The sequence below is a fragment of the Chelativorans sp. YIM 93263 genome (assembly GCF_028767125.1).
GTDB lineage: Bacteria > Pseudomonadota > Alphaproteobacteria > Rhizobiales > Rhizobiaceae > Chelativorans.
Genome location: NZ_JAKCWP010000001.1, coordinates 770,037 through 783,728, shown reverse-complemented (window position 1 = coordinate 783,728; position 13,692 = coordinate 770,037). Strand labels below are relative to the sequence as shown.

13 protein-coding genes are annotated in these 13,692 nt (G+C 62.1%); 7 read left to right on the top strand and 6 right to left on the bottom strand.

What is annotated here, in order from left to right; translation table 11 throughout:
- Positions 1–13: 13 nt before the first annotated feature.
- The 5 genes from LY631_RS03835 to LY631_RS03815 all read right to left on the bottom strand — a co-directional run bounded on the left by LY631_RS03835 (position 14) and on the right by LY631_RS03815 (position 6,155).
- Positions 14–763, bottom strand: a complete 750-nt coding sequence (locus LY631_RS03835; RefSeq protein ID WP_274423780.1) for an SDR family NAD(P)-dependent oxidoreductase — start codon at positions 761–763, stop codon at positions 14–16.
- A gap of 74 nt (positions 764–837) precedes the next feature.
- Positions 838–2,964 carry a transglycosylase domain-containing protein gene (locus tag LY631_RS03830; protein WP_274423779.1) on the bottom strand — a complete coding sequence of 709 codons (2,127 nt, stop codon included), beginning with the start codon at positions 2,962–2,964 and terminating at the stop codon, positions 838–840.
- A gap of 105 nt (positions 2,965–3,069) precedes the next feature.
- Positions 3,070–3,687 carry a ribonuclease D gene (locus tag LY631_RS03825; RefSeq protein ID WP_274423778.1) on the bottom strand — a complete coding sequence of 206 codons (618 nt, stop codon included), beginning with the start codon at positions 3,685–3,687 and terminating at the stop codon, positions 3,070–3,072.
- The gene (locus tag LY631_RS03820; protein ID WP_274423777.1) at positions 3,684–5,078 is read right to left on the bottom strand and encodes a dipeptidase; all 1,395 of its coding nucleotides are present in this window, start codon (positions 5,076–5,078) and stop codon (positions 3,684–3,686) included. The genes LY631_RS03825 and LY631_RS03820 overlap by 4 nt, the downstream gene beginning before the upstream one ends.
- Positions 5,079–5,159: 81 nt before the next feature.
- The gene (locus LY631_RS03815) at positions 5,160–6,155 is read right to left on the bottom strand and encodes a BMP family lipoprotein (RefSeq protein ID WP_274423776.1); all 996 of its coding nucleotides are present in this window, start codon (positions 6,153–6,155) and stop codon (positions 5,160–5,162) included.
- 253 nt (positions 6,156–6,408) lie between these two features.
- Between LY631_RS03815 and dut the strand changes: the two genes are divergently transcribed.
- The 6 genes from dut (at position 6,409) to LY631_RS03785 (ending at position 12,619) form a co-directional block, all read left to right on the top strand.
- On the top strand, positions 6,409–6,876 hold the full coding sequence (dut, locus tag LY631_RS03810) for a dUTP diphosphatase (RefSeq protein WP_274423775.1): 468 nt from the start codon (positions 6,409–6,411) through the stop codon (positions 6,874–6,876).
- Positions 6,877–6,960: 84 nt separating this feature from the next.
- Complete coding sequence (locus LY631_RS03805) at positions 6,961–7,788, top strand: isocitrate lyase/PEP mutase family protein (RefSeq protein ID WP_274423774.1); 828 nt, start codon at positions 6,961–6,963, stop codon at positions 7,786–7,788.
- 145 nt (positions 7,789–7,933) lie between these two features.
- Positions 7,934–8,890, top strand: coding sequence for a TAXI family TRAP transporter solute-binding subunit (locus LY631_RS03800; RefSeq protein ID WP_274423773.1), 957 nt, complete (start codon positions 7,934–7,936; stop codon positions 8,888–8,890).
- Positions 8,891–9,044: 154 nt separating this feature from the next.
- Positions 9,045–11,165, top strand: coding sequence for a TRAP transporter permease (locus tag LY631_RS03795; RefSeq protein ID WP_274423892.1), 2,121 nt, complete (start codon positions 9,045–9,047; stop codon positions 11,163–11,165).
- Positions 11,162–11,521 carry a DUF1850 domain-containing protein gene (locus LY631_RS03790; RefSeq protein WP_274423772.1) on the top strand — a complete coding sequence of 120 codons (360 nt, stop codon included), beginning with the start codon at positions 11,162–11,164 and terminating at the stop codon, positions 11,519–11,521. Before LY631_RS03795 ends, LY631_RS03790 begins: the two co-directional genes overlap by 4 nt.
- Before the next feature lie 591 nt (positions 11,522–12,112).
- Positions 12,113–12,619 carry a YciE/YciF ferroxidase family protein gene (locus LY631_RS03785; RefSeq protein WP_274423771.1) on the top strand — a complete coding sequence of 169 codons (507 nt, stop codon included), beginning with the start codon at positions 12,113–12,115 and terminating at the stop codon, positions 12,617–12,619.
- Positions 12,620–12,709: 90 nt separating this feature from the next.
- Here the strand turns inward: LY631_RS03785 and LY631_RS03780 are convergent, their stop codons facing one another.
- Complete coding sequence (locus LY631_RS03780) at positions 12,710–13,390, bottom strand: ArsR/SmtB family transcription factor (RefSeq protein ID WP_274423770.1); 681 nt, start codon at positions 13,388–13,390, stop codon at positions 12,710–12,712.
- Positions 13,391–13,455: 65 nt separating this feature from the next.
- Between LY631_RS03780 and LY631_RS03775 the strand changes: the two genes are divergently transcribed.
- A complete protein-coding gene (locus LY631_RS03775) occupies positions 13,456–13,671 on the top strand; it encodes a DUF1127 domain-containing protein (RefSeq protein ID WP_274423769.1) in 216 nt (71 codons plus the stop codon).
- The last annotated feature ends 21 nt before the right edge of the window (positions 13,672–13,692 follow it).

Sequence of the window (13,692 nt, the reverse complement as noted above, 5' to 3'; positions counted from 1 at the left end):
AGCAACTCTTATATTAAACGTGTTGCCCGCCATTGATGTGGATTTCGCCTCCCGACACGTAAGACGCCTGCCCCGAACAGAGAAAGAAGATCGTGTCGGCAACTTCCGCCGTCTGGCCAAGACGGCGAAGCGGGATCGATTCCACGAGCTTGTCCGTACCCGGCGAAAGGATTGAAGTCTCGATCTCGCCCGGCGCAATAGCGTTGACACGAATTCCGTGCGGGCCGAAGTCGGCCGCCATCTCGCGCGTCAATGCCGCCAGTGCTGCTTTCGAGGTCGCATAAGCCGTTCCGGCGAATGGGTGAACGCGGCTGCCGACGATGGAGGTCACATTGACGATGGAGCCCGTCGCGGTGCCAAGCTCCTTGAACAGACCGCGCGCAAGCATGATGGGCGCGAAGAAATTGACCTGGAAGACATCACGCCAGACATGCATCGGCGTGTCGATGGAATTCATGCGGCTGCCGTCGTCGAGCTTCGGCGAAATCGCGGCATTGTTGACGAGCGCATCGAGCCGTCCGCCATTCGCGGTGAGGCGGTGGCGGATCTCGCCGATGGCAATGCCCACCCCTTCCTGGTCGGAGAGATCGAGCTGGATGTGATCCTCCGGGCCGGCCGGCCACGGACAATCCTCCGCGAAGGGGTGCCGTGAACAGGTGATGACCCGCCAGTTTTCCCGTGAAAAGCGCTTGACCGTCGCGTGGCCAATGCCACGGCTCGCCCCCGTCAGCACAAGGGTTTTTCTTTCGTCGACTTCGCTCACAGCGCGTCCTCCGTCCAGTCACGCCTATTTAGTAGCTGTAGACCGGGAATGCGAGAGGCTTATCTCGGGCGCGCTCAATTGCCCAGAATGATGTCGAGAATGGAAAGGCCGCCCTCACGGCGGTCACCACCCACTGCGGTCGGTGGAACCGGCCTTCGGTTGGCAGCTTGAGTAACTCCCCTCGTTGTGCTGCCAGCAACGGCACGCGGCGGCCGCTCCGGACCGAGGGGATTCCAGTTGCCCGGCAGGGCGGCAACCGGAACGCCCTCGTGCGCCGCCGCCATGAATTCCCGCCAGGCCGCGGCGGGAACACTGCCGCCGGTCGCCTTCGTTACCGAACCGTCGTCGTTGCCCACCCACACACCGGTGACGAGATTGGCCGTGTAACCGACGAACCAGGCGTCGCGAGAGCGCTGCGTGGTGCCTGTTTTTCCGGCCGCAGGCCGTTCGAAAGCAGCCGCGCGGCCCGAGCCCAGCTCTAAGGTCTCGGCCATCATCGCGTTCATCATGCCGACGATCTCCGGACTTGCCACCCGAGGGAGCTGCTGTTGCTGGAAGGTATAAAGCGGATCGCCCGCAGCCGTCGTGACACGGCCGATGACATGGACCTCCGGTCTATATCCGCCATTTGCAAACGGTACATACGCAGCCGTCAGCTCCAGCGGTGTGACCTCGGACGTACCCAGGGCAATCGAGGCGTTCGCCTTGAGCGTGGAATCGATCCCCATCCGGTGCGCGACTTCCACCACGCGTTTCGGGCCGACTTCCATGACGAGCTGCGCCGCGACCGAATTGAGGGAGCGCGCCAGCGCCTCCGAGAGCGTCACCTGGCCGTGATACTTGTCCCTGTAATTGCCCGGCGACCAGTTTCCGATCCGCACCGGAGCATCGTTGCGCACGCTCAGTGGCGTGCGACCCTGCTCGAGCGCAGCCATGTAGAGAAACGGCTTGAAGGCCGAGCCCGGCTGGCGGCGTGCCTCGGTGGCGCGGTCGAACTGACTGCTTGCATAGTCGTAACCGCCGACCAGCGCGCGGATGGCGCCCGCGCGGTCGATCGAGACCAGCGCACCCTGCGACACCTGCAGATCCTGGCCTTTTTCGTCAATCACATGGCGGATTGTTTTCTCCGCCTGCTTCTGCAGGTCGAGATCGATCGTGGTGTGTACGATCACGTCCTTTTCGATGTTGCCGACCAGGTCGGGCAACTCCTCCATCACCAGGTCGGCGACATAGTGTTCGGCGCCGGTCCAGAAGGACGGCGCGCGTGTGGCCGGCGCGCTCATTGCCGCGGTCAGCTCGCTGTCGCCGATCATCCCTTCCTCGCGCATGGCGGTCAGTACAAGCTGCGCGCGCTCTTCCGCCGCATTCGGGTCCCGGGCCGGGGAAAGGCGGGAGGGTGCCTTGAGAAGGCCCGCGAGGAGCGCGGCTTCGGCCAGATTAACGTCGCGGGCGGACTTATTGAAGTACCGTCGTGCGGCCGCTTCCACACCATAGGCACCGGAGCCGAAATAGACGCGGTTGAGATACATCTCCAGGATCTGGTCCTTGGTGTATTTCTGCTCCAGCCAGAAGGCCAACAACAGCTCCTGCACCTTGCGCTCGATCGTGCGTTCGGAGCTCAGAAACAGGTTTTTCGCCAGTTGCTGGGTGATCGTGGAGCCGCCCTGGGCGAGCCTTCCCTGCATGGCGTTTTCGACCACGGCTCGCGCCAAACCCAGCGGGTCCATGCCCCAATGGTCATAGAAGCGCCGATCCTCGATGGCGATGACGGCCTGCGGGACGTAAGATGACACCTCGTGGAGCCCGACTGCCTCGCCGCCCGTCATGCCGCGATTGGCGAGAAGGCGGCCGTCGGCGGACAGGATCTTCACGTTAGGCGGGCGGTCGGGAATGGCCCAGGTGGTGGCGCTGGGCATCTGCGCGCCGTAATAGGCGGCGATCCCCACCCCGGCGATTCCGGCCCACAGGGCAAGCACCAGTGACCAGTACACCAGCCCCCGAAAGAGGCGGCTCAGCCCGCTCCTTCGTGCCCGGCTCGCCCGGCGCTTGCGCGGCTTTCCCCGGCTCTTGCTGGCTTTGCCGCGCCCGGACGGCGGCAAGATTCGGTCGGATTTGCTAACGGACAGCGAGCCTTTGCTCCGGCGGGATGCCGGCGCATCGAAAGTCGGCTCTATCCGCCTTTTTCGTTTGGCCCTGGCCATGTTCCCCAATCCATCCCCGCGCCCGGCTGAAAGCAGGACCGTGCAGACCGCACGCTAATCGGCACGGTTTAAGGGGCCGTTAAGGGCGTTTGACCCTAAGGTCAATCAACTGTGAGCGAAGATATCCTCCGACTCCCAGCCCATGAGGTCGAGCCTGGCGCGAGTCGGCAGGAACTCGAAACAGGCCTCGGCCTCGCGCATGCGCTCCTCGCGCCGCAGCCGCTCGCGCAGCACGTCACGGATCCTATGCAGATAAAGCACGTCGGAGGCGGCGTATTCGAGCTGCTCCGGCGAAAGCTGATCCGCCGCCCAGTCGGAAGACTGCTGGGCCTTGGAAATGCCGACGCCCAAAAGCTCGTTGCATAGATCCTTGAGCCCATGCCGGTCCGTGTAGGTGCGCGTCAGGCGCGAGGCGATCTTGGTGCAGAAGAGCGGCTCCGCCATGATGCCGAATGCTTGATAAAGCACGGCAATGTCGAAGCGGGCGTAGTGAAACAGCTTCGTGATCCCTCGATTGGCCAGAAGCGCGGTCAGGTTCGGCGCCTCCTTCTGCCCGCGCGCGATCTGCACCACATCCGCCGTTCCATCGCCCGGGGAAAGCTGCACCACGCAAAGCCGGTCGCGGTGGGGCTTTAGACCCAGCGTCTCCGTGTCCACGGCGACCGCTTCGACGTCGTAATGGGCAAGATCGGGCAGGTCGTATTGGTGAAACCGGATCGTCATGCCGCCTGCTCCGTTGTTGCCAGGGCGTCCAGGATACGCGCCCAGGAACGCTGCCCCTTCGTAAAGGAGCTGAGCTCGTATTTCTCGTTCGGGGAATGGATCCGGTCATCCGGCAGGCCGAAGCCCACCAGCAGGGAGTCCATACCGAGCGTGCGCTGGAAATCGCCCACGATGGGAATCGAGCCGCCCATGGCAATGCTGACGGCCGGCTTCTGCCATTCTTCCGAAAGCGCGGCCTGAGCCTTCGTGACCATCGGCGAATCGTAAGAGAGCTGGATCGCCGGCGAGCCGCCATGGGGGGAGAATGTGACTTCGCAGTCGGCCGGAACGCGCTCGCGAACGAACGCGCGCAGCGCCTCACGGATTTTCTCCGGATCCTGTTTGTGCACCAGCCGGCAGGAGACCTTGGCGGAGGCTTCCGCCGCGATCACCGTCTTGAACCCCTCGCCCGTATAACCGCCGTGAATCCCGTTGAACTCCACCGTCGGGCGTGCCCAGACGAGTTCCAGCACCGAGCGGTCCTTCTCGCCCGAGGGTTCGGACAGGCCGATGGGGCCTAGCATGTCCTTGGCCGACTGGCCGAGCCCCTCCCAGATTTTCAGAACGTCATCGGGCGTCTCCTCGACACCGTCGTAGAAGCCGGGAATGGTGACGCGCCCGTTCTCGTCATGCATCTCGCCCAAGGCTTTTGCGAGGATGCGGATCGGGTTGGCCGCCACGCCGCCGAAAAAGCCGGAGTGGAGGTCGCGATCGGCAGCCCTGACCGTGATCTCCTCGCCAACCAGCCCGCGCAGTCCCACACAGATAGCCGGGGTTTCGCGGTCCCACATGGTCGTGTCGCAAACCAGGGCGAAATCCGCTTTCAGTTCCTCCGCATTGGCTTCCATGAAGGGCTTGAGTGAGGGAGAGCCCGACTCTTCCTCGCCCTCGAAGAGAATGCTGACGCGGCAGGGCAGCTTGCCATGCACCGCCTTGTACGCGCGGCAGGCCTCGACGAAGGTCATGAGCTGACCTTTGTCGTCCGATGCGCCACGGGCGGTGATCACCTTGCGTCCGGGCTCGACTTCCTTCACCGCCGGCGCGAAGGGATCGTCCTCCCAGAGACCCAGCGGATCGACGGGCTGTACGTCGTAGTGCCCATAGAAGAGGACATGCGGTCCCTCGCCCTCATGATGCGCCACGACCATCGGGTGCCCGGCAGTCTCGCGAACGTCAGCCGTAAAGCCGATCGAGCGCAGATCCTCCACCAGCCACTCGGCCGTTTTGCGGCATTCGGCGGCATACGCCGGATCGGTGGAAATGGACTTGAGCTCGAGCAGCTTGAAAAGCCTTTCCAGGCTCTGGTCGACCGACCGGTCGAGATGATCGAGCACGGGCGCTATGTCGGGCATGGACCGCAGGCTCCTTGTTCTTACTTTATCTAACGAAAAAGGGCCGCGCACGGCCCCTTTCCGGTTCATACACTGCCGATATCAGTATGGGCAGTTGTTGTCATCGAGATAATTGTGGACCTCGATTTCGCCGGCGATAATCTTGGCCTTGGCATCTTCCGCGGCCTCCCGCATTTCGTCGGTGATCAGGCCCTCATTGTGCTCGTCGACGGTGTATCCGACCGCGTCTTCGGCCAGGCCGACATTCTGAACGCCGTAGGTGAACTCATCGTTCATGGCGTCCTCGAACGCATCGTATACGGCCACGTCCACGCGTTTGATCATCGAGGTAAGCACGTTGCCCGGATGCAGGTAATCCTGATTTGAATCGACGCCGATGCCCAGCTTGCCTGCGTCCGCAACCGCCTGAAGAACACCCACGCCCGTTCCGCCGGCGGCGTGATAGATCACGTCGGCGCCCTGGTCCATCTGGGCGCGCGCAATCTCGCCGCCCTTGGTCGGATCGTTCCAAGCGTCCGGCGTATCGCCGGTATAATTGCGGATGACGGAGGCATCCGGATCCGTCTCCGTCACGCCCTGAACATAGCCGCACTCGAACTTGCCGATAAGCGGCACCTGCATGCCGCCGACGAAACCAACCGTGCCGGTTTCGGAGGCCATCGCCGCGAGAAGACCGACGAGGTAAGAACCCTCCTGCTCCTTGAAGGTGACCGAGCGCACATTGGGCTGATCCACCTTGTCGTCGATGATGGCGAAATCGACGTCCGGATATTCGGGAGCAATCTTGTCGAGGAATTCCACCCAGGTGAAACCAGCCATCACGACGGGGTTGTAGCCTCGCTCGGCGAAGCGGCGCAGGGCCTGCTCGCGCTGGGCGTCGTTGGATATCTCGAACTCGACATATTCGATGCCGGTGTCTTCCTTGAACCGCTCGGCGCCCGTATAGGCCATCTCATTGAAAGATTTGTCGAACTTGCCACCCAAGTCGTAAAGGAGAGCAGGAGAGAAGTCCTCCTGAGCCATGGCCGTCGTGCTCATTGCAGTTGCGGCCAGCAGGCCGAGAACAATACGCGTCATATGATCCACACCCTGTCGGTTGCCTTTAGAAACGGGCCGCGCAGCGCGACCCCTGCAGGATTTCTACCTGCTTACTTGGCAGTCTGACATGGCACGCAGGAAAATTCACGTGGAAATTTCGTGTGCAAATGCCATGCGTTCGCTGATCCGGGAGCAAGGGTAAGCCCCGGCCCCGCACGGAAATGCGTTGATAAACCAGGCGGCGGGGAGCGCCCGAGTTGACGCTTTCCGCCCGTCGCGCCAGATAGATGGTATGATGGAATCATCCGCTTCTCCAACGCTCGGCATTGTGCGGCTGCCGCATGCGGCGGGCCTGCCGCAGCCAGAGTACGCCTCTGCGGGCGCGGCAGGGATGGACCTGCGCGCTGCGGTTCCGGAGGACCGGCAGATCATTCTCTTGCCGGGCAAGCGGGTGCTGGTCCCCACCGGCTTCATTCTCGAGATCCCGATGGGCTACGAAGGGCAGGTTCGTCCGCGCTCGGGGCTCGCACTGCGCCACGGACTCACCTGCCTCAACACGCCCGGTACGATCGACAGCGACTATCGCGGTGAGGTGCAGGTTCTGCTCATCAATCTCGGCGAGGAGGACTTCGCGATCACGCGCGGCATGCGGATCGCCCAGATGGTCATCGCACCGGTCACGACCGTCTCTCTCGAAGAGCGGGAGCTCGCGGACACGCAGCGTGGCTCGAACGGATTCGGTTCGACCGGCACGGGCTGAACAATTCCTCCAGATTTTGAGCATCTTGACATTACGGTGGTTAGCGCTGCCTCATGATCTTTGTTCATCAGAAGGACGGGCTCCATGTCAGACATCGGTTCGATCTTTAGCGCGCTGCACGACGCGAAAGCTCCCTTCATACTTCCCAACCCGTGGGATATCGGGACGGCCAAGCTGCTGGCCGGATTAGGGTTCGAGGCATTGGCGACCACCAGCGCCGGCTATGCCCTGTCGCGCGGGCTGCCTGACGGCGCCGTCGATTTCGAGACCATGATGGATCATTGCCGTGAGATCGTCGGCGCCACACCGCTTCCGGTCTCGGCCGATCTGGAAAACGGCAAGGGCGACAGCCCCGACAGCGCCGCCGAGACCATTTTCGCCGCCGAGGCCGCCGGACTGGCCGGCTGTTCCATCGAGGACTACAGCGCCGACCCGGATAATCCAATCTACGAATTCCCGCTGGCGGTCGAACGCATCACGGCGGCGGCGGAAGCCGCCCGGTCGCTCCCGCGCGATTTCGTGCTGACGGCACGGGCGGAAAATTTCCTGCACGCCCGGCCTGACCTCGATGACACGATCGCCCGCCTGCAGGCTTTCGAAAAGGCCGGGGCCGACGTGCTTTATGCACCGGGACTCACGAATATCGAGCAGGTCCGCACCGTCTGCCAGGCGGTTGGTAAGCCGGTCAATGTGCTGGCTGATGCGGGCTTTTCGTTATCCGCATTGGCTGAAGCCGGCGCAAAGCGCATCTCGCTCGGCTCGAAGCTCTCCAATTTCGCCTTCGGCGCGGTGGAACGCGCGGCGCAAGAGATGCTCGACAAGGGAACTTTCGAATTCACTGGAGACGCTATTCCATCCTCTCGAATGCTGGAATTTTTCGCTACGGCGAATCAACGCACGATCTCCCCTTAAAGTCGTATTCAAAACGGTTTCGCCGAATGGCGGTTGACGCTATGTTGTCGCCGGCCGAAGCGGCCACGGTCCGCGACCGGCCAAGAATGCGTGTCCGCCTGCTCGTGCCGGAACACGGCGGAAAAGAACAAGTGTGGAGGAGTTCATGATCGGCATGAAAGCAAAACTTCTGGCTGCCGGGGCAGTGGCGCTCGGGCTTAGTTTCAACCCGGCTGCCGCCAAGGCGCAGGAATTCATCAACATCCTGACCGGGGGGACTTCAGGCGTCTATTATCCGCTCGGCGTCGCTCTCTCGAAGATCTATGGCGACACGATCGAAAACGCGCGCACCCAGGTCCAGTCGACCAAAGCGTCGGTGGAAAACGTCAATCTTCTGCAGCAGGGCCGCGGAGAGATCGCGTTTGCCCTGGGCGACACCGTCAAGGCAGCCTGGGAGGGCGACGAGGAAGCAGGCTTCTCGGAGCAACTCGGAAAGTTGCGCGGTATAGCCGCGATCTATCCGAACTATGTCCAGGTCGTCGCGTCGCAGGAGTCAGGCATCGAAACGTTCGAGGATCTGGCGGGCAAGAGCCTTTCGGTCGGGGCACCTGCCTCGGGCACCGAGCTCAATGCGCGGCGCATCTTCGATGCGATGGGCATGAGCTATGACGACCTGTCGCGAGCCGAGTATCTGCCATTCGATGAGTCCGTCGAACTGATCAAGAATCGCCAGCTCGACGCCACGCTTCAGTCGGCGGGCCTCGGCGTCGCTTCGATCAAGGATCTGGCGCTGTCGGTTCCCATCACGATGGTGGCCGTCCCGGAAAGCGTCGCCGAGACGCTCGGTGCACCCTTCATCGCCGCCGACATTCCGGCGGGCACCTATGACGGGCAGGACGAGGACATCCCGACCTTGGCCATCACCAATATCCTCGTTACCCATGAGGAAGTTTCGGACGAGATGGCCTATGAAATGACCAAGCAGCTCTTCGAGAATCTGGACGAAATGGTCGCCGCCCATTCCGCGGCGAACGACATCTCGCTCGAGAACGCGCCCAACGGCGTGCCCGTGCCGCTTCATCCCGGCGCCGAACGATATTACAAAGAGCAGGGCCTGCTCTAACTGCAAAACGAGCGCCCGCATCTTCGATGAGGATGGGGCGGAATAATCGATCGCGGCGGGCGACCCTACGCCGGTTGCCCCCGCGCATTTTATGGTCCCACCATAAACAACCAGGGGAACGCGGGATCATTACATGACAAACACAAATGCCGACATGACAGCAGAACTGCCGGCAGCGGGAGTGCAGGATCCTTCCCAGAGCCAATTTCGCCAGACCCCGGAGGGGCGGCTGCTCATGTGGATCGCGGTCATCTTTTCTCTTTATCAGATCACGACGGCCGCTCATCTGGTGTCATTGCCCAGCCAAATCGTCCGGGCCTTTCACGTCGGCTTTCTGATGCTTCTCGTGTTTCCGCTGATCGCCTCCGCCCGCGATGCCGGACGGCTGATGAAGATCGTGGCCTGGGGGATGGCGCTGGCAGGACTTTCGGTCGCCATATACCAGTTCGTCGAGTATAAACCGCTCATCCTGCGCGCGGGCATGCCGCTACAGCGGGATATCGTCTTCGGCGTGGTGGCGCTTGCAACCGTTTTTGCCGCCGCCTACGCGCTCATGGGCCCGGCGCTGCCGATCATTTCCGGCACCTTTCTTGCCTACTGCCTCTTCGGCCAGTATCTGCCGGCTCCGCTTACCCATCGGGGTTACGATTTTTCGCAGGTCATCGACCACATGGCCTTTGGGACGGAGGGGATCTACGGCATCCCCACCTATGTCTCGGCCACCTATATCTTCCTTTTCATCCTGTTCGGCTCGTTTCTGGAGCGGGCAGGCATGATCAGGCTGTTCACCGATGTGTCACTCGGCCTTGTCGGCCATGCGCGCGGCGGTGCGGCCAAGGTCTCGGTAATCTCTTCAGGCCTGATGGGAACGATCTCCGGCTCCGGTGTCGCGAATGTCGTCACCACCGGCCAGTTCACGATTCCGCTGATGAAACGCTTCGGCTATCGCGCCGCTTTCGCCGGCGGTGTGGAATCCACCTCCTCCATGGGCGGGCAGCTCATGCCGCCGGTGATGGGAGCCGTCGCCTTCATCATGGCCGAAACGCTGGGCGTCCCCTATTACGAGGTGGTCAAGGCGGCCATCATTCCCGCGCTCCTTTATTTCGGCTCGGCATTCTGGATGGTCCATCTGGAAGCCGGTAAGTACGGGCTTCACGGCTTGCCCTGGGACGAGTTGCCGTCGCCAGCGCGGGCTCTGCGCAAAGGCTGGTATCTCGTGCTGCCGCTTGCCGTGCTCGTCTATCTGCTCTTTACCGGCTACACGCCGCTCTTCGCGGGAACGATCGGCCTGTCGCTGACAGTGCTTCTGATCCTCGGCGGGTCGGTCGCGCTCGGCCTGCCGAACCAGGTTCTGCGGGTGATCTTCTGGGTCGGTCTCGGGCTGATCGCCGCCAGCTTCTTCCAGTACGGCATCAACGTCATCGTGGTCACGGTGCTGCTGCTCATTCTGATCAATGTCTTTGTGGAGGGGGGCCGGAAGACGCTCGATCTCTGCCGCGAATCGCTTGCCGAGGGGGCCAAGACGGCGTTGCCGGTCGGCGTGGCCTGCGCCACGGTGGGCATCATCATCGGGACCATGACGCTGACAGGTGCGGCGAACACCTTCGGCCAGTATATCGTCTCGGTCGGCGAGACCAGCCTGTTCCTGTCGCTGGTGCTCACCATGATCACCTGCATCATTCTCGGCATGGGCATTCCGACGATCCCGAACTACATCATCACCTCCGCCATCGCCGGGCCGGCGCTGCTTGCACTGGGTGTGCCGCTCATCGTCAGCCACATGTTCGTCTTCTACTTCGGCATTCTGGCCGACCTCACGCCGCCTGTCGCACTTGCCTGTTTTGCGGCCGGGCCGATCGCCAAGGAACATGGGCTGAAGATCTCCATGGAGGCCATCAAGGTCGCTGCCGCAGGCTTCATCATTCCCTTCATGGCGGTCTATACGCCCGCACTCATGCTGCAGGACGGCGGGCCGCTGGCCGAAGCCGTGGGCTATCCTGCCGCCGTGGCCTATATCGTCTTCAAGGCCAGTCTGGCGATCGCGCTTTGGGGCGCGGCCGTCATCGGCTATTTGCGCCATTCGCTGGCCGTGTGGGAGCGTTTGCTGGCCGCCGCTGCGGCCTTCACGCTCATTGCCGCTCTGCCGATTACCGATGAAATCGGCCTCGCGCTCGCCGCACTGTTTCTCGTCGCCAATTTCTTCCTGAAACGCGGACAACAGGCCGCCAAACCAGAACGCGGGAGATCAGGCGACACCGGCAGGCCAGCGGAATGAGTCTTTGCATACTTTCTGCCGGCGAGGCGGCCACGCTTGTTGCGACGCTCTTCACCCTTTCCTGGACCCATTCGGTAGAAAAGGTGGAATGGCAGGAGACCTGGCGGGTCACGCAGGAAGGTCTGCAGATTATCGAAGCCCGCGTGAAAGGCTCCGGAGCGGGCATGGAGCCGCCTCCGGATGCACGCTTTGAAGACGGCTGGTGGGTGTACGTGCCACCCCTCGAACCCCGGCCGGAACTGCATCTGGCCGCCTCCGGCGCGACTGGTAGCAGCTGGCAGCTGTGCGCGAACGGCGAATGCAGTGAGCTCGGTTCCGAAGCAGGCAAACCGGTTGTCCTGAAGCCCTGTCCTTAGCTTCAGCGTTAGGTTTTACCGCCGCGCCCGGTATGGGAGAGATGTCCGGCAGCAGGGGACGCGCGTCAGGGCGCTGATCATCCTGAATGTCAGTTCGCAACTGTCATGTTGACGGCGTTCAGATCAGCTCTAAATCCTACGCCCGTGCGGAGGAATTGTCGCTGTTTCGGCGCGCGCAGGCGGGTCCCGGTCCGCGCATATAATGGCGCTCGGGATGATAGCGCGGCGTAAAGAACGCGCGGACGGCATCAATATAGCCCAAGAACACCTTTACCAACCCCATCGTCTTGTACCCGGATTTTTTTACCAGTCCCTCCGAGTTCAAAATACTCGAAAGGCATGAATACTGTGTGAATAGAAGCCACGGCTTCGTGGCGGAAAACGGGCTCGTTCGCGGCACGGACGTGGCCCAAATCCAGTATTTCCGTGCCGTTGCAAAAAAGCCACACGGGAACACCCCCAACGCGCATGCTTACCTAGCCCCTGCATGGAACAGAGCACCCCTCGGCGGGGTTAGGAATCAAGGCCGGGACACGGGTAGAGCAGTCCCAGCCTGCCAAACCGTTACAAGCAAAACAAGAGGACAAAACCATGGGTTTGTTTTCCAGCGAAATTAAGACGATGGACGATCTGTTCGTTCATACGCTGCGCGACATCTACTATGCCGAAAACCAGATCACCAAGGCCCTGCCGAAGATGATCGAGAAGGCGACCAATCCCCAGCTCAAGCAGGGATTCGAGCAGCATCTTCAACAGACCGAGGGCCATATCCGGAACCTGGACGAGGTCTTCAAGATGATGGACAAGGAGGCCAAGGGCGTGGACTGCCCGGCCATAGACGGCATCATCAAGGAAGCCAACGAGGTTGCCGGTGAAGTCGACGACAAAGATGTTCTCGACGCCGCTCTGATCGCCGCCGCCCAGGCGGTAGAGCATTATGAGATCACGCGCTACGGCACGCTGATCACCTGGGCGCAACAGATGAACCGGAAAGATTGCGCCGAAGTTCTGAAGCGCAATCTCGCCGAGGAGAAGGCGACGGACGAGAAGCTGACCCAGATGGCTGAAAGCCGCGTTAACGTCAAGGCTATGCAGTAGCCGGCGTAAACTGCATGAGCATTCTTCCGCCCGGAGCGAGATCGCCGGGCGGAGGGTTTGTACCAAGGAGATAACTATTGTCCCTTGGCATTAATCCCGCAGGAAAAGCTCAAACTCCCGCCGTCCCATTGGCGTGAAACGGATGGTGCGGCTGCCCTTCTCGCGCCGCACCCATCCCTTTGCCTGGATACGATCGAGCAATGCCGCGCCGAGGCTGCCGGCCAAATGTGCCCTGCGCGCGCTCCAGTCGAGGCAGGTTCTGCAAACCGGCCGCCGTTTGCGCTTCATCCCATTCACATCGATTCCCGAATTTTGGAAGAAGGAAGTCCCCGCCTCGCTCAACCGGGGCAGACCATCCTCCAGCCGGATCAGCCCTCGCTCGATGAAACTGTCCAGCATTGCGACGCCCATCTCGCCCGCAAGATGGTCGTAGCACACGCGCGCCTCGCGCATGGCCTGGTCGCGCGGGCCGGGCAGGACGCGCGTCGGACCGAGCTTGGCTGCGACACCCATGATGTTTTCCAGCATCGCCCCCACGTGGTGATCGGCCAAAGTGTAATAGCGGTGCCGGCCCTGCCGCACCACATCAACGAGCCCGGCTTCGGAGAGCTTGGCCAGGTGGGAGCTTGCCGTAGGCAGGCCTACCCCTGCTTCCAGCGCCAGCTCGCTGGCCGTGAGCGCCGTGCCGCCCATGAGCGCCGCCAGCATGTTGGCGCGGGCCGGGTCGCCCACCAGGCTGCCGATCTGCGCAAGGTCCGTTCCTGCTTTCATACTTCGACCATAACCAAACTATATCTGCAAGACAACTGCTATGACCGCTCCTGAAGGAGCGAGACATGCAGAACACCGTTGCCACGCGGCGGGAGCGCCTTGCAGTCCGGAGCAAAGCCCTGTGCCGCCTGGCTGCCGACGCCCTCACATCCCTGCTGAGCGTTGCGGAGCGGCGGCGTCAGCGCCTGCACCTCTCCGAGCTTGACGACCATCTCCTGGCCGACGTCGGCCTTACACCTGAGGAGGTTCGCCGCGAATGCGCGAAACCATTCTGGTGTTAGCCGCTCCGCCCATTTTGCCAT